Here is a 19,640-nt window from a genome sequence, read left to right on the forward strand (position 1 = left end):
GGCGGGCTCTATAGCCTTGCCGTCAGGATGGAGGAGCAGAGGTATGAAAGGGCGCTTGGCGCTGTTGCTGGTGGGCAGTCTGATGCTGGCCGGCTGCGGCAAGGTCAATCAGGAAAACTATTCCCGGCTCAAGGCCGGCCAGACCAAGGCCGAGGTGGGGCAGATCCTGGGTGCACCCACGGAATGCGCGGGTGCCCTGGGCGTCACCACCTGTACCTGGGGCGATCGCGGCTCCTTCATCAGCGTGCAGTATCTCAACGATAAGGTGGCGATGTTCGCCGGGCAGGGTCTGCGATGAAAACCTCTACCAAACTGCTACTGCTGGCGGGTGCCGCCGGACTGCTCGCGGCCTGCGCCAGCGGCCCGCGCGAAGTCCCGCCGCTCACCGCGGGCAATGTCGACCTGCAGCGCTACCAGGGACACTGGTACGAGGTGGCGCGGCTGCCGATGTTCTTCCAGCGCAAGTGCGCCCAGTCCGAAGCCAACTATCACGTCATGGCCGACGGCTCGGTCGCCGTGTTCAACCGCTGCCGTACCTTGGACGGCAAGGTGGAGGAAGCCACCGGCACCGCCACCCCGATCAAGCCGGGCGTGACCGATCGCCTGGAAGTGCGCTTCGACACCTGGTTCAGCGGTGTCCTGCCCAACGTCGCCAAGGGACCCTACTGGATCCTCTATGTCGACGACGACTACAAGACCGCCCTGGTCGGCAGTCCGGATCGCAAGTACCTCTGGTTGCTGGCGCGCAAGCCCGACATTTCCGCGGCGCAGAGCGAAAAGCTGCTGCGCATCGCTCGCGAGAAGGGCTACAACCTCAATCGTCTGGTCTGGCGCGAGACCGACGCCCACATGCCCTAGGCCACAGGAGCTCTCCGTGAAACTCTGGACCGATGCCTTTTCCGACAACGCCTTCATGCCCAAGCGCCACGAATTCGACGTGGCCGACTTCGGTGCCCACGGCGACAACATCTCGCCCGCGCTGCAGTGGTCCGATCTGCCGGCCGATACCAAGAGCCTGGCGCTGACCGTCTACGATCCGGACGCCCCCACCGGCAGCGGGTTCTGGCACTGGGTGGTGGTCAACATCCCGGTCGGTACCCAGGGCCTGGCGGAAGACGCCGGCCGTGCCGACGGCTCGGGTCTGCCGGCGGGCGCCCTGCAGCTGATCAACGACTATGGCACCCGCGGCTTCGGCGGCGCGGCACCGCCCAAGGGTGACAAGCCGCACCGCTACATCTTCCAGCTGCATGCGCTCAAGGTCGATCAGTTGCCGGTGCCGGCGGACGCGACCAATGCGGTCGGTCGCTTCATGATCCACCTCAACCAGCTGGCTTCGGTGACCTACACCGGTCTCTACGAGATCAAATAGGGCCGCTGACGGACGGGTTAGAGCACGTCCGTCGAGGTCGCCAGGCGGATGCCGGCGGCGCGCATCTTGGCGAGGAAGGCGTCGCCCTGGGCTTCGAAGCCCGGCACCGAATGACTGCAGTCGGTCAGCAGCACCAGGTCCTGGCGCCTCTCCCGCGGCCAGAATTCCAGCAGATCGCGAACGGTGCTGGCCACGCAGTGCGAAAGCGCTTCGCCGGCGATCAACAGGGTATCGGCCGCCTGGAGGCGGGCGATCAGGCCAGCGTCCACCGCGGTGCCCGGGTCCGCCGGATCCGGGACCTCGGCGCGCAGTGCCGAATAATGTTCGGTATGGGGATTGCCGCCCTTGGCGATGAAATCCACCAGGCGTCCCTGCTGCCGGCCCCAGGCATTGAGCGCCTGATGGACATCCTGCTGCACCCCATGGCCCCAGCCGCCCACCAGGCAGTGCTCCGGCCAGATCACCAGGCGATAGCGACCCCCGGCTTCCAGCGCCTGCACATAGGCCAGCGCCCGGGCACGTTCGGCTGGATCACGGGTCTGCCAGCGACCGCTGGCCACCTCGTCCGCACCGATCTGGGTAAAGGGCGCCGGTGGCTGGCCCTGGGCATCCTGCCAGCCGTGCGGATGGGCGATGTGCAGCGGTTGATGGGAGTCCAGGGTCACCTGCACCCCGCTGAGGCGGGCACCCAGGCGCTCGATCAGGGCCGCGACGCGCTGCAGTCCGGCCACCGCACCGGGCACCGGCAGGGCCGCACCCGGCAGGTCGCAGAAATCGTTTTGCGGATCGATCAGCAGCAACTGCAGCTTGGCATGGGACATGGCGATCTCCTCTGGCGACTGGCCGTCGATGGTGCGGGTGCCACTGGACGCGAAGCAAGCCCGGGTAGCGTGGAAACCCGGTAAGGTGCAGGTCTATGATGAAGGGGCCGACCCTGCCCCGCGGAGCGCGACATGCTGAATCTGTATCCGGAAATCAAGCCTTACGCCCGCCACGAGCTGGCCGTCGAAGCGCCCCATGTGCTCTATGTCGATGAGAGCGGCTCGCCGGATGGTCTGCCGGTGCTGTTCATCCATGGCGGACCCGGCTCCGGATGCGATCGCCTGAGCCGGCGCTTCTTCGATCCCAATCTCTACCGCATCGTCACCTTCGATCAGCGCGGCTGCGGTCGCTCCACGCCCTATGCCAGCCTGGAGAACAACACCACCTGGCACCTGGTCGAGGACATCGAGCGCCTGCGCGAACACCTGGGCATCGAGCAATGGGTGCTGTTCGGTGGCTCCTGGGGGTCGACCCTGGCGCTGGCCTATGCCCAGCGCCATCCCGAGCGGGTCAAGGCCATGGTCCTGCGCGGCATCTTTCTCTGCCGCCCGGTGGATCTGCAGTGGTTCTACCAGGAAGGCGCGAGCCGGCTGTTTCCCGATTTCTGGCAGGACTATCTGCACCCCATCGCCGAGGAAGAGCGCGGCAACCTCATCCAGGCCTACTATCGCCGCCTGACCGGTCCGGACGAACTGGCACAGATGTCCGCCGCGCGCGCCTGGTCCTGCTGGGAGGGGCGTACGGTGACCCTGAGGCCCAATCCCGACGTGCTGGAGAAATTCAGCGAGCACGCCCTGGCCATCGCCCGCATCGAGTGCCACTACTTCATCAACAATGCCTTCCTCGAGCCCGACCAGCTCCTGCGCGACATGCCCCGGATCGCCCATATCCCGGCGGTGATCGTGCACGGCCGCTACGACATGGTCTGCCCGCTGGACAATGCCTGGGCCCTGCACCACGCCTGGCCGGGCAGCGAATTGCAGATCATCCGCGACGCCGGTCATGCGGCCAGCGAGCCCGGTATCGGCGACGCCCTGGTGCGGGCGACCGATCAGATCGCCCGCCAGCTGCTCGATCTGCCGCAGGAGGCCGAGTGAAGGCGCTGCTGCAAAGGGTCAGCCGCGCCAGCGTCGAGGTTGAGGGCCATACGGTCGGCGCCATAGGCGCGGGCCTGCTGGTCCTGGTCGGTATCGAGCCGGCGGATGACGAGGCCGCCTGCAGTCGCATGCTCAAGCGACTGCTGGAGTACCGGGTGTTCGCCGACGGCGAGCAGCGCATGAATCTGTCCCTGCAGGACGTCGGCGGCGGCTTGCTGCTGGTCTCCCAGTTCACCCTGGCTGCCGATACCCGCAGCGGCCGCCGGCCGAGCTTTTCCAGCGCCGCGCAGGCGGCCCAGGGCGAGAGGCTGTTCAACCATCTGGTAGGCCTCGCCCGCGACCTTCATCCCGAGGTCCAGACCGGTCGTTTCGGCGCCGACATGCAGGTTTCCCTGGTCAACGACGGACCAGTGACATTTTTATTGTCGATTTAGTGAGGGCGCCCCTTACAGCGCCCTGCCAAGTGTCTATGATTGCGCAGTTCGAGTTTGAACGGTCGTCCAACTGGGGAATCATTGACCCCTGCGGGAGTCGGACCTCTGCCTATCCGTTTCGCGACCACCCGTCGCCAAACGTATTCGTACGCTGATTTAGGAGGCTGCGTGTTATCTCATTCCAAAGTTAAGCCGGGCAAGCAGGGCTTCGCCCTGATCGGGCTCTCCGTCGCTCTGGGTCTGTTCAGTGCCCAGGCCCTGGCCTTCAGCCTGGACGACGTGGCCGCCAAGGCCAAAGAACTCTCCGGCCAGAAATTCGTCGCGCCCAAGAGCAACCTGCCCGCATCCTTCAGCGGCATGAAGTATGCCGACTATCAGCAGATCACCTTCAATCAGGACAAGGCCTATTGGAAGAATGCCAAGACGCCCTTCCGCCTGAATTTCTATCACGAGGGCATGCACTACAGCGTGCCGGTGAAGATCAACGAGGTCACCGCCAACAATGTCGAAGAGATCAAATACGATCCCTCGATGTTCAACTTCGGCAACCTGCAGGTCGACCAGGCCCAGCTCAAGGATCTCGGCTTCGCCGGATTCAAGGTGCTCTATCCGCTGAACAAGGCGGACAAGCATGACGAGCTGATGACCATGCTCGGCGCCAGCTATTTCCGCGTGATCGGCAAGAACCAGGTCTATGGCCTGTCCGCCCGTGGCCTGGCCATCGACACCGCGCTGCCGTCCGGCGAGGAATTCCCGCGCTTCACCGAATTCTGGGTCGAACAGCCCCAGTCGGATCGCCGCAACCTGGTGATCTATGCGCTGCTCGATTCGCCGCGCGCCACCGGTGCCTATCGCTTCGTGCTGACTCCCGGCAAGGACAGCACCGTCGACGTCGAAGCCAAGGTGTTCCTGCGCGACAACGTCAACAAGCTGGGTATCGCGCCGTTGACCAGCATGTACCTGTTCGGCCCCAACCAGCCGAGCGCCCAGGTCAACTATCGTCCGGCACTGCACGACTCCAACGGTCTGGCCATCCATGCCGGCAACGGCGAGTGGCTGTGGCGTCCGCTGAACAACCCGCGCCGCCTGTCGGTCAGCACCTACACCATCGAGAATCCGCGCGGTTTCGGTCTGCTGCAGCGTGGCCACGAGTTCTACAAGTACCAGGACCTGGACGAGCGCTACGACAAGCGTCCCAGCGGCTGGGTAGAGCCCAAGGGCGACTGGGGCAAGGGTCACGTCGAGCTGGTGGAAATCCCCACCCCGGACGAGACCAACGACAACATCGTAGCCTTCTGGACGCCGGACACCCTGCCGGAGAAGGGCCAGCCGATCGATGTCAGCTATCGCCTGCACTTCACCACCGACGAACCCAACCTGCACACCAAGGACCTGGCCTGGGTCTCCCAGACCCGTCTGTCCACCGGTGACGTGCGCCAGTCCAACCTGGTGCGCCAGACCGATGGCAGCCTGGCCTACATCATCGACTTCGAAGGTCCGAACCTCGATGACCTGCCCGAGGATTCGCAGGTCGGCTCCCAGGTCAGCCTGGATGCCAACGGTGAACTGGTCGAGAACTCTGTGCGCTACAACCCGGTTACCAAGGGCTATCGCCTGACCTTGAGACTCAAGGTCAAGGATCAGACCAAGCCGGTGGAAATGCGCGCCAACCTCGCCCAGGGTGACAAACCGCTCAGCGAAACCTGGACTTACCAGCTACCTGCCAATGAATAACACCACCCGCGATACCTCGGTCGCCGCTGCTGGCGACTACCTCGAACACCTGCCGTTGCCCGCCGGGCAACGGCAGGTGCTGGACCAGACGGCGGACGTCGAGTCGCTGCACCGGCACCTGGCCGGTGCCCGCGGCGAAGGCGCCCAGGGTGCCGAGGCGGTGATCGCCTCCACCGAAGCGCGTCTGGCCGCCGGTTGGGACGATACCCTGGAGGATGGCGAGCTGCTGGGCAGCGATGCCCAGGGTCGCGTCTTCATCAAGGCCACCCCGCCCATGACCCGCTCCATGATGGTGCCTGATCCCTGGCGCACCAATCCCGTGGCGCGGAGCTGGAAGCGGCTGCTCGGCCGCAAGGATCACAGCCGTTGGCAACCCGATCCCGAAGCCGATGCCCATGCGCACTGGCGCAAGGTCGGTTCCTTCCGGCGCTTCATCCTGCTGATCCTGATGCTGGTGCAGACCGGCATCGCCACCTGGTACATGAAGGCCGTGCTGCCCTATCAGGGCTGGGCGCTGGTCGATCTCGGCGAGGTCTACCGTCAGGGCTGGGGCGAGTCCATCCGCCAGGTACTGCCCTATGTGGTGCAGACCAGCATCCTGCTGCTCTTCGCCCTGCTGTTCTGCTGGGTGTCCGCCGGTTTCTGGACCGCCCTGATGGGCTTCTGGCAACTGCTCAGCGGCCGCGACAAGTACAGCATCTCGGCCAGTTCCACCGGCACCGAGCCGATCGATCCCCAGTCGCGTACCGCCCTGGTGATGCCCATCGCCAACGAAGACGTGCCACGGGTCTTCGCCGGTCTGCGCGCCACCTACGAGTCGGTCCGCGCCAGCGGCGAGCTGGAGCACTTCGACTTCTTCATCCTTAGCGACAGCAACGATCCGGACAAATGCGTAGCCGAAGAAAAGGCCTGGCTGGAGCTGTGCCGCGAGGTTGGTGGCTTCGGCCACATCTTCTATCGCCGTCGTCGTCGTCGGGTGAAGCGCAAGAGCGGCAACATCGACGACTTCTGCCGTCGCTGGGGCAGCCAGTACAAGTACATGGTGGTGCTCGACGCCGACAGCGTCATGAGCGGCGAATGCCTGGCCAGCCTGGTCCGGCTGATGGAAGCCAATCCGCGTGCCGGCATCATCCAGACCGCGCCCAAGGCGTCCGGCATGGACACCCTGTATGCACGCCTGCAGCAGTTCGCCACCCGCGTGTACGGACCGCTGTTCACCGCCGGCCTGCACTTCTGGCAGCTGGGTGAATCCCACTACTGGGGCCACAACGCCATCATCCGAGTCAAGCCGTTCATCGACCACTGCGCCCTGGCACCGCTGCCGGGCACGGGTTCGTTCGCCGGTGCGATTCTCTCTCACGACTTCGTCGAAGCGGCGCTGATGCGGCGTTCCGGCTGGGGCGTGTGGATCGCCTACGACCTGCCGGGCAGCTACGAAGAACTGCCGCCCAACCTGCTGGACGAACTCAAGCGTGACCGTCGCTGGTGCCATGGCAACCTGATGAACTTCCGGCTGTTCCTAGTCAAGGGCATGCACCCGGTACACCGCGCGGTGTTCCTCACCGGGGTGATGTCCTACCTGTCGGCGCCGCTGTGGTTCCTCTTCCTGGTGCTGTCCACGGCGCTCTTGGCGATCCACAAGCTGCTGGAGCCCCAGTACTTCTTCCAGCCCCGCCAGCTGTTCCCGGTCTGGCCCCAGTGGCATCCGGAGCAGGCCATCGCGCTGTTCTCCACCACCCTGATCCTGCTGTTCCTGCCCAAGCTGCTCAGCGTGGTGCTGATCATCGCCAAGGGCGCGAAGGAATTCGGTGGCGGCCTGCGGCTGTTCCTTTCCATGATGCTGGAGATGCTCTTTTCGGTGCTGCTGGCACCGGTGCGGATGCTGTTCCACACGGTGTTCGTGACCGCCGCCTTCCTGGGCTGGTCGGTGCAGTGGAATTCGCCCCAGCGGGACGACAACGATACGCCCTGGAGCGAAGCCTTCCGCCGCCATGGTTCGCAGATGCTGCTCGGTCTGATCTGGACCGCCGGCGTGGCCTGGCTGGATCCGCGCTTCCTCTGGTGGCTGTCGCCCATCGTGGTGTCGCTGATCCTGTCGGCACCGGTGTCGGTGATTTCCAGCCGGACCAACCTGGGTCTGGGCAGTCGCCGCCATCACCTGTTCCTGATCCCGGAAGAGTACGCACCGCCGCGCGAGCTGGTGGCGACCGACGAGTACCTGCACCTGAACAACCGCAACGCCCTGACCAAGGGCTTCCTGCGCGCCACCGTCGATCCGGTGCTCAATGCCCTGGCCATCGGCATGGCCCGCGGTCGCCACGGCAAGGTGGTGGAGCCGGCACGCCGGCTGCGCGAAGAGCGGGTGGCCCGGGTCCTGGCCGCCGGTCCCGAGAAGACCAAGGGCGACGACCAGTGGCGTCTGCTCAGCGACCCGGACGGCATGGCGCAACTGCACCTGCAGGTCTGGAAGGCCGAAGAGCACCGCAACTGGCGGGAAGCCTACGCCACCCTGCGGCCGCGCTCCCACAGCGATTCGGCCGCGGATGCCGCAGCCAGTCCGGCCAGCCTGACCCCGCGGCCCGCCTCCTGAGGAGGCGCTCCGCGCATTGAAAAAGCCCCGGTGTCGCGAGACGCCGGGGCTTTTTCTTGTCCGTAATCGGGCTAGAACAGGCGGGCGAGGAGGGCGGGTACGGCGTTCTCGACGCGCAGGATGCGCTCACCGAGCTGTACGGGCGCCAGACCCGCTTCCTGCAGTTTTTCGACCTCATAGGGTATCCAGCCACCCTCGGGACCGATCGCCAGCGTCACGGGCTCGCTGAGGGCGCGAGGGCAGGCTGGGTAGTTGCCCGGATGACCGACCAGGCCGCGGGTGCCGGCGACGAGCGCGGGCAGGCGATCCTCGACGAAGGGCTTGAATCGCTTTTCGATCAGCACCTCCGGCAGCACCGTGTCCCGGGCCTGCTCCAGTCCCAGGCGCAATTGCTCCTCGATAGCCGCGGGCTCGAGGAACGGGGTCTGCCAGAAGCTCTTTTCCACCCGGTAGCTGTTCAGCAGCACCAGGCGCGCGACGCCCATGGCGGACACCGTCTGCAGTACCCGGCGCAGCATCTTGGGACGGGGCAGGGCCAGCAGCAGGGTGAGCGGCAGCTTGGCCGGCGGTGGTTGGTCGAGGGTGACGGTCAGGCAGGCCTGGCCGGCGTCGAGGGACTCGATCTGGCCGGAACCCATCAGGCCATCCAGCAGGCCGACGCGCATCCGGTCGCCGGCAGCCGCCTGGTGGACCTCGCGCAGATGGGCGAGACGGCGTGGATCGCGCAGCACGACCCGGTCAGCAGCCGTGAAGTCGGCCGCTTCGAGCAGGATCAGATTCACGGACGTTCGGCGGGCGGCTGGGCTTCGGGAGCGGCGTCTTCGTCGGCCAGCGGGCGCTCGCGCTTCTGCACGAAGCGGCCGAACAGCAGGCCGATCTCGAACAGCAGCCACATGGGCACGGCCAGCATGGTCTGGGAGAAGACGTCCGGCGGGGTCAGGATCATGCCGACCACGAAACAGCCGATGATGACGTAGGGACGGATCTTCTTCAGGTAGGCCACGTCGACCACGCCGATCCAGATCAGCAGCACGGTGGCCACCGGAATCTCGAAGGCGACGCCAAAGGCGAAGAACAGCGTCAGGATGAAATCCAGGTAGGCGTTCAGATCCGGCATCATCATGGCGCCTTCCGGCGTGATGCTGCTGAAGAAGTGGAAGATGATCGGGAACACCAGGAAGTAGGCGAAGGCCATGCCGGCGTAGAACAGCACGATGCTGGAGATCAGCAGCGGAATGGCGACCTTCTTCTCGTGACGATAGAGCCCGGGCGCGACGAACCCCCAGACCTGGTGCAGGATCACCGGCATGGCGATGAACAGCGACACCACCAGCGTCAGCTTGAAGGGCGCTAGGAACGGCGAGGTGACGTCCGTGGAAATCATGGTCGCGCCTTCGGGAAGGACGCGGCGGATCGGCTCGGAGGCGAAGGCATAGATCTTCTGGGCGAAGTAGAACAGCCCGAGAAAGATCAGAAAGGTCGCCAGCACGCATCTGAGGATGCGGGTGCGCAATTCAGTGAGGTGCGAGACCAGGGGCATTTCCTGGTCATCGTGTTCGGAAGGCTTGTCGCTCATGGTGCTCTTGGCGGCGTCTGGGGCGGATCCTGCGGGCGTTCGGCAACCACGTCCTGGGGCATGGGCGGAGCAACGGCGGCCGGTGGGGTCTGGGCTTCCGGGGTGGAAGCGGCAGGCTTGGGCCGGTTGTCGCGCTGTTCCATGGACAGGATATGCTCGTTGCGCAGTTGCTGGCGAATTTCGTCAGCGCCGATCTCGCGCTCCACTTCCTGGCGGATGCTGTTGAAGCTGCGCCTCAGGCGACCGATCCACAGACCCGCGGTGCGCGCAGCACCGGGCAGGCGTTCCGGGCCCAGCACCAGCAGGGCGACGAACCCCACCAGCATCATTTCGGGAAAGCTGATTCCGAACATGGCGGGGCCTTAGTCCTTGCGCACCACCGGCTCTTCGACCTTGCGGTGCTCGGCATCGAAGGTCTGGGGACGATTCAGGGGCGCATTCGGGTTGGCCGTGCTGGCGGTGGGCGCCGGCTGTTCGGCCTTGTCGTCCTCGTCGGTGTGCATGGCCTTGCGGAAGCCCTTGATGGCCTCGCCCACGTCGGAGCCCAGATGCTTCAGGCGTTTGGTGCCAAAGACGATCACCACGACGAGCAGGATGACGATCCAGTGTTTCCAGTCGAAGATACCCATGGTCTTTCCTCGTTGCGAAGCTTGGGGTCAGGATTGAGTACGGGCGGCCTTTTCGGCGTGCCCGGAGAGGCCGAAACGACGATCCAGCTCGTCCAGCACGGCCTGGGGATGCTGGCCCAGAGCCGAGAGCATGATCAGGCTGTGGAACCAGAGGTCGGCGGTCTCGTAGATGACGTCGTCGTATTGCTGGCTGATGGCGGCGTCCTTGGCGGCGAGAATGGTCTCGACGCTTTCTTCGCCGACCTTTTCCAGGATCTTGTTCAGACCCTTGTGGTAGAGGCTGGCCACATAGGAGGAGTCCGGGGCGGCCTGCTTGCGTTCTTCCAGCACCTGCGCCAGGCGCGCGAGGGTGTCAGTCATGGCCGTGCCCTCCGGCATAGATGGCACTGGGGTCCTTGACCACCGGATCGACGGTCTCCCACTGGCCTTCGCGCAGCACGCGATAGAAGCAGCTTTCCCGGCCGGTATGGCAGGCGATGCCACCGAGCTGTTCCACCTGCAACACCACCACGTCGGCATCGCAATCCAGGCGCAGCTCGATGACACGCTGCACGTGCCCGGATTCCTCGCCCTTGCGCCACAGCCGGTTGCGCGAACGCGACCAGTAGACGGCACGGCCTTCGGCGGCGGTCAGGGCCAGGGATTCGCGGTTCATCCAGGCCATCATCAGGATGCGCCCCGAGGTGGGGTCCTGGGCGATGGCCGGTACCAGGCCATCGCTGTTCCAGTGGATCTCGTCTAACCAGTCGCTCATCGGTCTGTTCAGTACTACGAATTTAGGGTACCAGCCTCGCACAAGACGCGGCTCGAATACAGCGGCAGGGCACCAGTGGCTGAGGGCGTGTATTTCGCCCGATAAAAATGACAGGACGGTTACAGCTTAAGGAGTTCAGCGCCTGATCACCAGAACCAGGCCGCCGACCAGCATGGCCCAGGCCGGCCAGGCATGGGGCTGGGGTTCGAGACCCAGCTGGGCGGCGCCCACCAGCAGCACCGCGCCTATGACGCGCACGATCCAGTCGTCGCGGCGATCCCCCCAGGGATTGGGCGGGTCCTTGCGGTGGGGCTGAGTGATGCGTTCCAGGGTGTCGCGGGCCATCTGCGCCAGATGCGGGATCTGCTCCAGTTGCTGCTGGATGTTGCGGGCGACCTGGGGTGGACTCAGCCGCTTGCGCATCCACTTTTCCAGATAGGGCTTGGCGGTGGACCAGAGGTCCAGGTCCGGATAGAGCTGGCGGCCCAGGCCTTCGATATTGAGCAGGGTCTTCTGCAGCAGCACCAGCTGCGGCTGGATTTCCATGTTGAAGCGGCGTGCCACCTGGAACAGCCGCAGCAGCAGCTGGCCGAAGGAGATGTCCTTGAGCGGTTTCTCGAAGATGGGTTCGCAGACAGTGCGGATGGCCGCTTCCAGTTCGTTGACCTGGGTGTTGGCCGGTACCCAGCCGGAGTCGATGTGCAGCTGGGCGACCTTGCGGTAGTCGCGCTGGAAGAAGGCCCAGAGGTTGCGCGCCAGGTAGTCCTGGTCCTCGGGGGTCAGGCTGCCGATGATGCCGCAGTCCACCGCGATATAGAGCGGATCCCAGGGCTTGGCGGTGCTGACGAAGATGTTGCCCGGGTGCATGTCGGCATGGAAGAAGCTGTCGCGGAACACCTGGGTGAAGAAGATCTCCACGCCGCGCTCGGCCAGCAGCTTGAAGTCGGTGCCCTGGTCGCGCAGCGCGGCCAGGTCGGTCACCGGGATGCCGTAGATGCGCTCCATGACCAGCACCCGCTCGCGGCACCAGTCCCAGTACACCTGGGGCACATAGAGGCGCTCGGAGCCGTCGAAATTGCGTCTGAGCTGGCTGGAGTTGGCGGCTTCGCGCAGGAGGTCCAGTTCGTCGTAGATGGTCTTCTCGTAGTCGCTGACCACGTCCATCGGGTGCAGGCGGCGGGCTTCGGCGGACAGCCGCTCGGCCATGCGCGCCAGCAGGAACAGCCAGGCGATGTCCTGGCTGATGATGCCCTTCAGGCCGGGCCGTACCACCTTGACCACCACCTCTTCGCCGGTGCGCAGCTGGGCGGCATGCACCTGGGCCACCGAGGCCGAGGCCAGTGGCTGGTGGTCGAAACGGGCGAAGGCCTGCTTGATGGGGACGCCGAGTTGCGACTCGATGAGCGCCACGGCCTTTTCCGGTGGGAAAGGCGGGACCTTGTCCTGCAGGAACATCAGTTCGTCGGCGATATCCTCGGGCATGAGGTCGCGACGGGTGGAGAGGATCTGGCCGAACTTGACGAACACCGGGCCCAGGCCTTCCAGCGCCAGGCGCAAGCGGGCGCCGCGCGGCAGGGTCTTGCTCGGCCGCGGCAGCCAGCGCCAGGGCAGCACATAGCGGGTGGCGCGCAGGTACCAGGGCAGCGGCAGAGCGTAGACGATGTCGTCCAGCCGATAGCGGATCACCACGAAGAAGATCCGCAACAGGCGGTTGAGGGCAGCGAACAGCTTCATTCGTCGGGGTTATCCCTGGCGTTGCGGGCGGCGCCCAGGCGGGCGAGACGGGCGTCGAGACGATCCACGTCCAGGCGCAGGGCATCGATCTCGGCGAAGCGGGCCTCGCCTTCCAGGCGGCCGACCAGCTGACGACTCTCCTCGTTCAGCCAGTTGGACAGCGTCAGCTGCAGACTGTCACGACTCTGTTCGCCAAGGGCCTGGCCACGCCGGGCCAGATCGCCGAGCAAGGCCGCGGGCAGCGGGCCGAGCCAGCGACTGACCTCGTGCTGCCAGTCCAGCTCCAGCTTCTGCAGGATGTCGGACAGCTCGATCAGCAGGGTGCTGTCGCCTTCCAGGCGGACGTCCGGCTGGTGCAGCACCCGCTGCTTGTCGCGGGCCAGGGCCAGCTCGGCCAGGCGCGTCGCCGGGGCGCTCAGGGTGCAGTCGATGTCGCCCTCGTGATGGGCGGCGAAGTGCAGGCCGTCACCCGCGGGCAGGATGTAGAGGCGCAACGCCGGTTGCCGGGTCTGGACCGCGATCACCCGGCCGGTCAGGCCGGCCAGTCGCGGCAGCGCCACCGGATCCAGCGCCAGCAGCGGATTCAGGCCACGCTCCAGCGCGGCCAGCAACGCCTGGGTGACGAGGGCCATCAGGGCTTGATGCCGCGGTGCAGGGCGACCACGCCGCCGGTCATGTTGTGGAAGGTCACCCGGGCGAAGCCGGTCTCTTCCATCATGGCCTTGAGGGTCTGCTGGTCGGGGTGCATGCGGATGGATTCGGCCAGGTAGCGATAGCTGTCGGCGTCACCGGCCACCAGCTTGCCCATCAGCGGCAGAAAGCCGAAGGAGTAGGCGTCATAGGCCTTGGACACCAGCGGATTGGTGGGCTTGGAGAATTCCAGCACCAGCAGCCGGCCGCCGGGCTTGAGCACGCGCAGCATGGAGGCCAGCGCCTGGTCCTTGTGGGTGACGTTGCGCAGACCGAAGGCGATGGTGATGCAGTCGAAATGGTTGTCGGGGAAGGGCAGCTTCTCGGCATCGGCCTGGACGAAGCGCACGTTGCTGGCGACGCCCTCGTCGAGCAGGCGGTCGCGTCCGACCCTGAGCATGGAATCGTTGATGTCGGCCAGGACCACCTCGCCGGTGGGGCCGACCAGGCGGGCGAACTGCTTGGTCAGGTCGCCGGTACCGCCGGCGATGTCCAGCACCCGGTTGCCGCGGCGCACGCCGGAGAGTTCGATGGTGAATCTCTTCCACAGCCGGTGGATGCCCGCCGACATCAGGTCGTTCATCACATCGTACTTGGCCGCGACCGAATGGAAGACTTCCGCGACCTTGTAAGCCTTCTGGCTCTCCGGAACGCTCTGGTAGCCGAAGTGGGTCTGGGATTCGGCCTCGGGGCCTTTGCGCGGATCGCTCATGGGGCTACACCTGGGACAGGGACAAGAGGGCATTCTAGCAGGGGGATCGCCCGGCTTGCCTGGCTAAAACCTGGCTGACCGCTCGGTTCTCGCGATTGGCGAGGTGCCGGGCCCTCGCTATAGTCAGGGCCCCTTATCCGGAGTTCCCCGATGTCCCAGATCACCATCGAACGCAGCCATTCGCTCGGCCTGGAAAGCGTTCGCCAAAAGACCGACAAGCTGGCGGAAAAACTCACGCGCGACTATGGGGTGGCCTGCGCCTGGGAAGGCGATACCCTGAAGTTCACGCGCAGCGGCGTGGATGGGCGGATCGAGGTCGGTGAGGACCGGGTGCGGGTGCTGGCGACCCTGGGCATGATGTTCTCGATGCTCAGTGGCCAGATCGAGAAGGAAATCGAGCGCAAGCTGGACAAGGCCCTGGCGGCCTGAGTCCGCTCAGAGCATCAGCTTGACCGCGCTGACATGCGGGTCCCGCGTCTTGCCGGCGCGGGCCAGTTGTTCTAGGTAGTCGGCCCAGAGCGCGTCGCGGCGACTGCCCAGTTCATAGAGATAGTCCCAGCTGAACAGGCCGCTGTCGTGGCCGTCGTCGAAGGTCAGCTTGATGGCGTAGCGCCCGGCCGGTTCGACGGCGCTGATGCCGACCTGCTGCTTGCCCCACTGCAATACCGGATTGCCGTGTCCCTGAACCTCGGCCGAGGGCGAATGCACGCGCAGGAATTCGGCGGGCAGCTCGAAGGTTTCCGCGCCATAGCTGACGCTGAGGGTCTTCGAAGCCTTGTGGAGCTGGATGGCGGTGGGAGTACGCATGGTGAGGTTCTCTGAGCGGTTTTGCAGTCTTTGCCTGAGGCCATCGCGGCCATGGCGGTCCGCCGATGCGGCCGCTCCTACAGGGTTCGATGTCTCCTGTAGGAGCGGCCGATGGCCGCGATCACGAATGCACCAAACCTACCATTACAGTATATAGCGCGACAGGTCTTCGTCCTGGGCCAGTTCGCCCAGGTGGCCGTTCACATAGGCCGCGTCGATGACGATGGGCTCGCCATTCTGCTGGCCGGCGAGGTCGGCGGCGCTGAAGGACACCTCTTCGAGCAGGCGCTCCAGCAGGGTGTGCAGGCGCCGGGCACCGATGTTCTCGGTCTTCTCATTGACCTGCCAGGCGATCTCGGCGATGCGGGTGATGCCGTCGGCGGCAAAGTCCACGTGCAGCCCCTCGGTCTTGAGCAGCTCGCGATACTGCTCGGTGAGCGAGGCGTGCGGCTCGGTGAGGATGCGCTCGAAGTCCTGCGGGGTCAGCGCCTTGAGTTCGACGCGGATCGGCAGGCGGCCCTGCAGCTCCGGCACCAGGTCGCTGGGCTTGGACAGGTGGAAGGCACCCGAGGCGATGAACAGGATGTGATCGGTCTTGACCATGCCCAGCTTGGTGTTGACGGTGCAGCCCTCGATCAGCGGCAGCAGGTCACGCTGCACGCCTTCGCGGGAGACGTCGGCGCCGCTGGTGTTGCCGCGCTTGGCGACCTTGTCGATCTCGTCGATGAAGACGATGCCGTGCTGCTCAACGGCTTCCAGGGCGCGGCCCTTGAGTTCTTCTTCGTTGACCAGGCGGGCGGCTTCCTCGTCACGCACCAGCTTGAGCGCTTCCTTGACCTTGAGCTTGCGCTGCTTGGTCTTGCCCTTGTGCATGCCGGCGAAGAGATTCTGCAGCTGGCTGGTCATCTCCTCCATGCCGGGCGGGGTCATGATCTCGACGCCGGCAGGGGCATCGGCCACCTCGATGTCGATTTCCTTGTCGTCCAGCTGGCCTTCGCGCAGGCGCTTGCGGAACAGCTGGCGGGTGTTGCTATCGGTCGACGCCGGCTGGGGTTCGTTGCTGAAGCCTACCGAGGGACGCGCCGGCGGCAGCAGGGCATCGAGGATGCGCTCTTCGGCGGCGTCTTCGGCGCGATGGCGGTTACGCACCATCTCCTGCTCGCGCAGCATCTTCACCGCGGCATCGGCGAGGTCACGGATGATGGACTCGACGTCGCGGCCGACATAGCCGACCTCGGTGAACTTGGTGGCTTCCACCTTGAGGAAGGGCGCATTGGCCAGCTTGGCCAGGCGGCGGGCGATTTCGGTCTTGCCCACACCCGTTGGGCCAATCATCAGGATGTTCTTGGGCGTGACCTCGGGGCGCAGCTCGACCGGCAGCTGCATGCGCCGCCAGCGGTTGCGCAGGGCGATGGCCACGGCGCGCTTGGCGTCGTCCTGGCCGATGATGTGGCGATTGAGTTCGTGGACGATCTCGCGGGGGGTCATGGACATGGGCAGTCTCTAAACCGGAATCACGCCTGGGGCGCGTCCAGCTCCTCGATGGTCAGGTTGCGGTTGGTGAACACGCAGATGTCACCGGCGATATTCAGGGCGGTCTCGGCGATCTCGCGCGCACCCAGGTCAGTGTGCATGAGCAGGGCGCGGGCGGCGGCCTGGGCATAGGCGCCACCGGAACCCATGGCGATCAGGCCTTCTTCGGGCTCCACCACGTCGCCATTGCCGGTGATGATCAGGGAAGCGTCCTTGTTGGCGACCGCCAGCATGGCTTCCAGGCGGCGCAGGGCGCGGTCGGTGCGCCAGTCCTTGGCCAGCTCGACGGCGGCCCGGACCAGGTGGCCCTGGTGCTTCTCGAGTTGCGCCTCGAAGCGCTCGAAGAGGGTAAAGGCGTCGGCGGTACCGCCGGCGAAACCGGCCAGCACCTCGCCCCGGTACAGCCGCCGGACTTTCTTGGCGTTGCCTTTCATGACGGTATTGCCCAGGGAAACCTGGCCGTCGCCGCCGATCACGACCTTGCCGTTGCGGCGTACAGAAACGATGGTGGTCAAGGGAATCTCTCCGCGTTGCTTGGGGCAGTCAGCCCCGGTTACGCGGAGATATGGGGATGGCCGCGACGCCCTTCAAGCGCCGCGGCGAGGGATTGCTCCGATCAGTGACCGCGTCGCTGTTGCAGCAACAGATTCTTGAAGCCGCTGCCGGCGAGCTGTTTCTGCGCCTGGGTCAGCTGGTCGCGATCGCTGTAGGGACCGACCAGTACCCGGTACCAGGTGTCGTCCTTGACCTTGCCCGACTCCACCCGCACGTCCTGGCCGAGCATGATGATCTGGGCGCGGACCCGGTCGGCATCGGCCTGGGTGCGGAAGGACCCGGCCTGGAGGAAGAACAGCGTCACCGGCGGCTGGGCCTTGGTGGTGGCTTCCTTGGGCGGCGTGGCGGCCGGCTGGCCCGGCGTGGTCGCGGGCGTGGCCGGTGTCGCCGTGGCCGCCTGGCCAGGTTGCGCCGGGGTCGCGGCGGCATCCGGCTTGGCCGGGGTGGCCGGCTTGGCGGCCGGATTGCGCGGCACGGCATCCGGCGGCACGATCACCTCGGATTCCGGCAGCAGGGTATAGAAATCGTACTTGGGCTTGATCGGCGTGGGCGGCGTGCCCTCGGTCTTGCCGGCGGCGGTCGCGGCCGGCTTGCCGTTGCCCGCCGCGGCGGCCGGGCGACCCTCTTCCGGCTTGGCGCGCTGCACCGCCTTGTTGCCCGGTTCGAGCTTCATCAGGAACACCACGAAGGCCCCGATGGCCAGACCCGACGCGAGCCAGACCCAGCCGGGCAGGGGCTGTTTCTTGGGAGCCGAGGTGTTGCGACTGGCGCCGCGCTTGGGTGGGGCTTTCTTGGTGGCCATCAGGCGGTGATCCGTCTCTTACATGCGTTCCAGGGTGTGCAGACCGAGCAGTTCCAGACCCTGCTTGAGGGTGCGCCCGGTCAGGGCGGCCAGCCGCAGGCGGCTCTGGCGCAGGGCGGCGTCCTCGGCGGTCAGGATCGGGCAATTCTCGTAGAAGCTGGAGAACAGGCCGGCCAGGTCATAGAGGTAGCTGCACAGCAGGTGCGGGGTGCCCTTGTCGGCAACGCTGGCGAGGATCTCGCCGAATTGCGCCAGACGCCCGCCGAGGTCCTGCTCCTGGGGCGCGTCCAGGCGGATGCTGCCGGCGGGTTCGTTCTGCTCGGCCTTGCGCAGCACGCTGGCGACGCGGGTGTAGGCATACAGCAGATAGGGCGCGGTGTTGCCCTCGAAGCTGAGCATCTGTTCGAAGTTGAAGCTGTAGTCGCTGGTACGGTGCTTGGACAGGTCGGCATACTTGACCGAGGCGATGCCCACCACGCGGCCGATGTGGCGCAATTCGTCCTCGCTGAAGGGCGCCTCGCCACGCTCCGCGCGACCGGCATTGCGCTCCTTGACCAGCTGGTAGGCACGTTCCTCGGCTTCGTCGAGCAGGTCGACCAGCTTGACGGTGCCACCGTCGCGGGTCTTGAACGGACGGCCGTCGGCGCCGTTCATGGTGCCGAAGCCCATGTGCTCGAGGTCCATGGACGCATCGACGAAACCGGCGCGGCGCGCCACCTCGAAGGCCATCTGGAAGTGCAGGGCCTGGCGCTGATCGACGAAGTAGAGCGCGCGATCGGCGTGCAGCTGGCGGCTGCGATAGCGCATGGCGGCCAGGTCGGTGGTGGAATAGAGATAGCCACCGCCGGCCTTCTGCACGATCACCGGCAGCGGATTGCCCTCGGCGTTCTTGAATTCGTCGAGGAAGACGCAACGGGCGCCGTCGCTCTCGGTGAGCAGACCGGCGGCGTCCAGATCGGCCACCACCTGGGCCAGGTCGTCGTTGTAGGCGCTCTCGCCCTTGACGTCGGCCGGGGTCAGCTTGACGTTGAGGCGATCGTAGACCTCCTGGCAGTGGGACAGGGAGACGGCGTTGAATCGCTCCCAGAGCCGCAGGCAGTGGGCATCGCCCGCCTGCAGCGCCACCACCAGTTCGCGGGCGCGGGCGGCGAATTCCGGCGAGGCGTCGAAGCGGCCCTTGGCGGCGCGATAGAACACCTCAAGATCGGCCAGCTCGCCTTCGGCGGCCTGGGGCTGCTCTTCCATGTAGGCCAGCAGCATGCCGAACTGGGTACCCCAGTCACCCACGTGGTTCTGGCGGATCACCTCGTCGCCGAGGAATTCCAGCACCCGCGCCACAGCGTCACCGATGATGGTGGATCTAAGGTGACCGACGTGCATCTCCTTGGCCAGGTTCGGCGAGGAGAGGTCCACCACCACGCGCTGACGCGGCTCGTGGCTGGGCACGCCCAGGTGCGGATCGGCGAAGGCCGCATCCAGGCGCGCGGCCAGTTGCGCATGATTCTGGAAGAAGTTGAGAAAGCCGGGGCCGGCGATCTCCACCTTGCTCACCGCCGGATCGGCGGGCAGGGCGGCCAGCAGCTTCTCGGCCAGGTCACGGGGCTTGGCCCGGGCCGGTTTGGCCAGCAGCAGGGCGACGTTGCTGGCGAAGTCGCCGTGGCTCTTGTCCTTGGTGTTCTCGACCTGGATGGCCGGGGCCACGTCGGCCGGCAGGGTGCCGTCGGCGATCAGGCGGTCGAGGGCGTGCTGGATGAGCTGGCGGATGCTGTCTTTCATGGTCTTTGGCCTTCGGCGTGCGCCGA

General features: G+C 65.9%; 23 protein-coding genes. 8 read left to right on the forward strand and 15 right to left on the reverse strand.

What is annotated here, in order from left to right:
* Nucleotides 1-43 precede the first annotated feature (43 nt).
* From EC839_RS10380 to EC839_RS10390, 3 genes are read left to right on the forward strand one after another with little or no spacing between them, the layout of a single operon-like run.
* Complete coding sequence (locus EC839_RS10380; RefSeq protein ID WP_132832536.1) at nt 44-298, forward strand: hypothetical protein; 255 nt, start codon at nt 44-46, stop codon at nt 296-298.
* On the forward strand, nt 295-858 hold the full coding sequence (locus EC839_RS10385; RefSeq protein ID WP_007161595.1) for a lipocalin family protein: 564 nt from the start codon (nt 295-297) through the stop codon (nt 856-858). The genes EC839_RS10380 and EC839_RS10385 overlap by 4 nt, the downstream gene beginning before the upstream one ends.
* Nucleotides 859-874: 16 nt before the next feature.
* Complete coding sequence (locus tag EC839_RS10390) at nt 875-1,369, forward strand: YbhB/YbcL family Raf kinase inhibitor-like protein (protein ID WP_007161596.1); 495 nt, start codon at nt 875-877, stop codon at nt 1,367-1,369.
* A 17-nt stretch (nt 1,370-1,386) separates the two neighbouring features.
* Here the strand turns inward: EC839_RS10390 and EC839_RS10395 are convergent, their stop codons facing one another.
* Nucleotides 1,387-2,190, reverse strand: a complete 804-nt coding sequence (locus tag EC839_RS10395) for a hypothetical protein (protein ID WP_007161597.1) — start codon at nt 2,188-2,190, stop codon at nt 1,387-1,389.
* A 132-nt stretch (nt 2,191-2,322) separates the two neighbouring features.
* On the opposite strand from EC839_RS10395, the gene pip reads away from it, so the two are divergent.
* From pip to mdoH, 4 genes are all read left to right on the forward strand, one after another.
* Nucleotides 2,323-3,288 (forward strand): prolyl aminopeptidase, encoded by a 966-nt coding sequence (gene pip, locus EC839_RS10400; RefSeq protein ID WP_007161598.1) that lies wholly within the window; start codon nt 2,323-2,325, stop codon nt 3,286-3,288.
* Nucleotides 3,285-3,722, forward strand: coding sequence for a D-aminoacyl-tRNA deacylase (gene dtd / locus EC839_RS10405; protein ID WP_007161599.1), 438 nt, complete (start codon nt 3,285-3,287; stop codon nt 3,720-3,722). Before pip ends, dtd begins: the two co-directional genes overlap by 4 nt.
* A 213-nt stretch (nt 3,723-3,935) precedes the next feature.
* The gene (locus EC839_RS10410; protein ID WP_219860166.1) at nt 3,936-5,456 is read left to right on the forward strand and encodes a glucan biosynthesis protein G; all 1,521 of its coding nucleotides are present in this window, start codon (nt 3,936-3,938) and stop codon (nt 5,454-5,456) included.
* On the forward strand, nt 5,449-8,046 hold the full coding sequence (mdoH, locus tag EC839_RS10415) for a glucans biosynthesis glucosyltransferase MdoH (RefSeq protein ID WP_007161601.1): 2,598 nt from the start codon (nt 5,449-5,451) through the stop codon (nt 8,044-8,046). The genes EC839_RS10410 and mdoH overlap by 8 nt, the downstream gene beginning before the upstream one ends.
* A 71-nt stretch (nt 8,047-8,117) precedes the next feature.
* On the opposite strand, the gene EC839_RS10420 is transcribed toward mdoH, so the two are convergent.
* The 9 genes from EC839_RS10420 to ubiE form a co-directional block, all read right to left on the reverse strand.
* On the reverse strand, nt 8,118-8,828 hold the full coding sequence (locus EC839_RS10420; RefSeq protein ID WP_007161602.1) for a 16S rRNA (uracil(1498)-N(3))-methyltransferase: 711 nt from the start codon (nt 8,826-8,828) through the stop codon (nt 8,118-8,120).
* Nucleotides 8,825-9,622 (reverse strand): twin-arginine translocase subunit TatC, encoded by a 798-nt coding sequence (tatC, locus tag EC839_RS10425; RefSeq protein ID WP_007161603.1) that lies wholly within the window; start codon nt 9,620-9,622, stop codon nt 8,825-8,827. Before tatC ends, EC839_RS10420 begins: the two co-directional genes overlap by 4 nt.
* The gene (tatB, locus tag EC839_RS10430) at nt 9,619-9,975 is read right to left on the reverse strand and encodes a Sec-independent protein translocase protein TatB (RefSeq protein WP_007161604.1); all 357 of its coding nucleotides are present in this window, start codon (nt 9,973-9,975) and stop codon (nt 9,619-9,621) included. Before tatB ends, tatC begins: the two co-directional genes overlap by 4 nt.
* 9 nt (nt 9,976-9,984) lie before the next feature.
* Nucleotides 9,985-10,251 (reverse strand): twin-arginine translocase TatA/TatE family subunit, encoded by a 267-nt coding sequence (locus EC839_RS10435; RefSeq protein ID WP_007161605.1) that lies wholly within the window; start codon nt 10,249-10,251, stop codon nt 9,985-9,987.
* Nucleotides 10,252-10,278: 27 nt separating this feature from the next.
* Entirely contained in the window at nt 10,279-10,611 is a 333-nt protein-coding gene (locus EC839_RS10440) for a phosphoribosyl-ATP diphosphatase (protein ID WP_007161606.1), read from the reverse strand.
* Complete coding sequence (hisI, locus tag EC839_RS10445) at nt 10,604-11,005, reverse strand: phosphoribosyl-AMP cyclohydrolase (RefSeq protein ID WP_007161607.1); 402 nt, start codon at nt 11,003-11,005, stop codon at nt 10,604-10,606. The genes EC839_RS10440 and hisI overlap by 8 nt, the downstream gene beginning before the upstream one ends.
* A gap of 135 nt (nt 11,006-11,140) precedes the next feature.
* Nucleotides 11,141-12,739: a ubiquinone biosynthesis regulatory protein kinase UbiB gene (gene ubiB / locus EC839_RS10450; RefSeq protein WP_007161608.1), complete on the reverse strand. Its 1,599-nt coding sequence runs from the start codon at nt 12,737-12,739 to the stop codon at nt 11,141-11,143.
* Nucleotides 12,736-13,371 carry an SCP2 domain-containing protein gene (locus EC839_RS10455; protein WP_007161609.1) on the reverse strand — a complete coding sequence of 212 codons (636 nt, stop codon included), beginning with the start codon at nt 13,369-13,371 and terminating at the stop codon, nt 12,736-12,738. Before EC839_RS10455 ends, ubiB begins: the two co-directional genes overlap by 4 nt.
* Nucleotides 13,371-14,141: a bifunctional demethylmenaquinone methyltransferase/2-methoxy-6-polyprenyl-1,4-benzoquinol methylase UbiE gene (gene ubiE, locus EC839_RS10460; protein WP_007161610.1), complete on the reverse strand. Its 771-nt coding sequence runs from the start codon at nt 14,139-14,141 to the stop codon at nt 13,371-13,373. The genes EC839_RS10455 and ubiE overlap by 1 nt, the downstream gene beginning before the upstream one ends.
* Before the next feature lie 150 nt (nt 14,142-14,291).
* On the opposite strand from ubiE, the gene EC839_RS10465 reads away from it, so the two are divergent.
* Nucleotides 14,292-14,570 (forward strand): polyhydroxyalkanoic acid system family protein, encoded by a 279-nt coding sequence (locus tag EC839_RS10465; RefSeq protein ID WP_007161611.1) that lies wholly within the window; start codon nt 14,292-14,294, stop codon nt 14,568-14,570.
* Nucleotides 14,571-14,576: 6 nt separating this feature from the next.
* On the opposite strand, the gene EC839_RS10470 is transcribed toward EC839_RS10465, so the two are convergent.
* The 5 genes from EC839_RS10470 to argS form a co-directional block, all read right to left on the reverse strand.
* Nucleotides 14,577-14,948, reverse strand: coding sequence for a gamma-butyrobetaine hydroxylase-like domain-containing protein (locus EC839_RS10470; protein WP_007161612.1), 372 nt, complete (start codon nt 14,946-14,948; stop codon nt 14,577-14,579).
* 144 nt (nt 14,949-15,092) lie between these two features.
* The gene (gene hslU, locus EC839_RS10475) at nt 15,093-16,442 is read right to left on the reverse strand and encodes an ATP-dependent protease ATPase subunit HslU (protein ID WP_007161613.1); all 1,350 of its coding nucleotides are present in this window, start codon (nt 16,440-16,442) and stop codon (nt 15,093-15,095) included.
* 20 nt (nt 16,443-16,462) lie between these two features.
* Nucleotides 16,463-16,996 (reverse strand): ATP-dependent protease subunit HslV, encoded by a 534-nt coding sequence (gene hslV / locus EC839_RS10480; RefSeq protein WP_007161614.1) that lies wholly within the window; start codon nt 16,994-16,996, stop codon nt 16,463-16,465.
* 101 nt (nt 16,997-17,097) lie between these two features.
* On the reverse strand, nt 17,098-17,838 hold the full coding sequence (locus tag EC839_RS10485; RefSeq protein ID WP_007161615.1) for an SPOR domain-containing protein: 741 nt from the start codon (nt 17,836-17,838) through the stop codon (nt 17,098-17,100).
* Between the two features lie 18 nt (nt 17,839-17,856).
* Nucleotides 17,857-19,614, reverse strand: coding sequence for an arginine--tRNA ligase (argS, locus tag EC839_RS10490; RefSeq protein WP_007161616.1), 1,758 nt, complete (start codon nt 19,612-19,614; stop codon nt 17,857-17,859).
* Between the last annotated feature and the right edge of the window lie 26 nt (nt 19,615-19,640).

The sequence above is a fragment of the Pseudomonas sp. JUb52 genome (genome assembly GCF_004341115.1).
Lineage (GTDB): Bacteria > Pseudomonadota > Gammaproteobacteria > Pseudomonadales > Pseudomonadaceae > Chryseomonas > Chryseomonas oryzihabitans.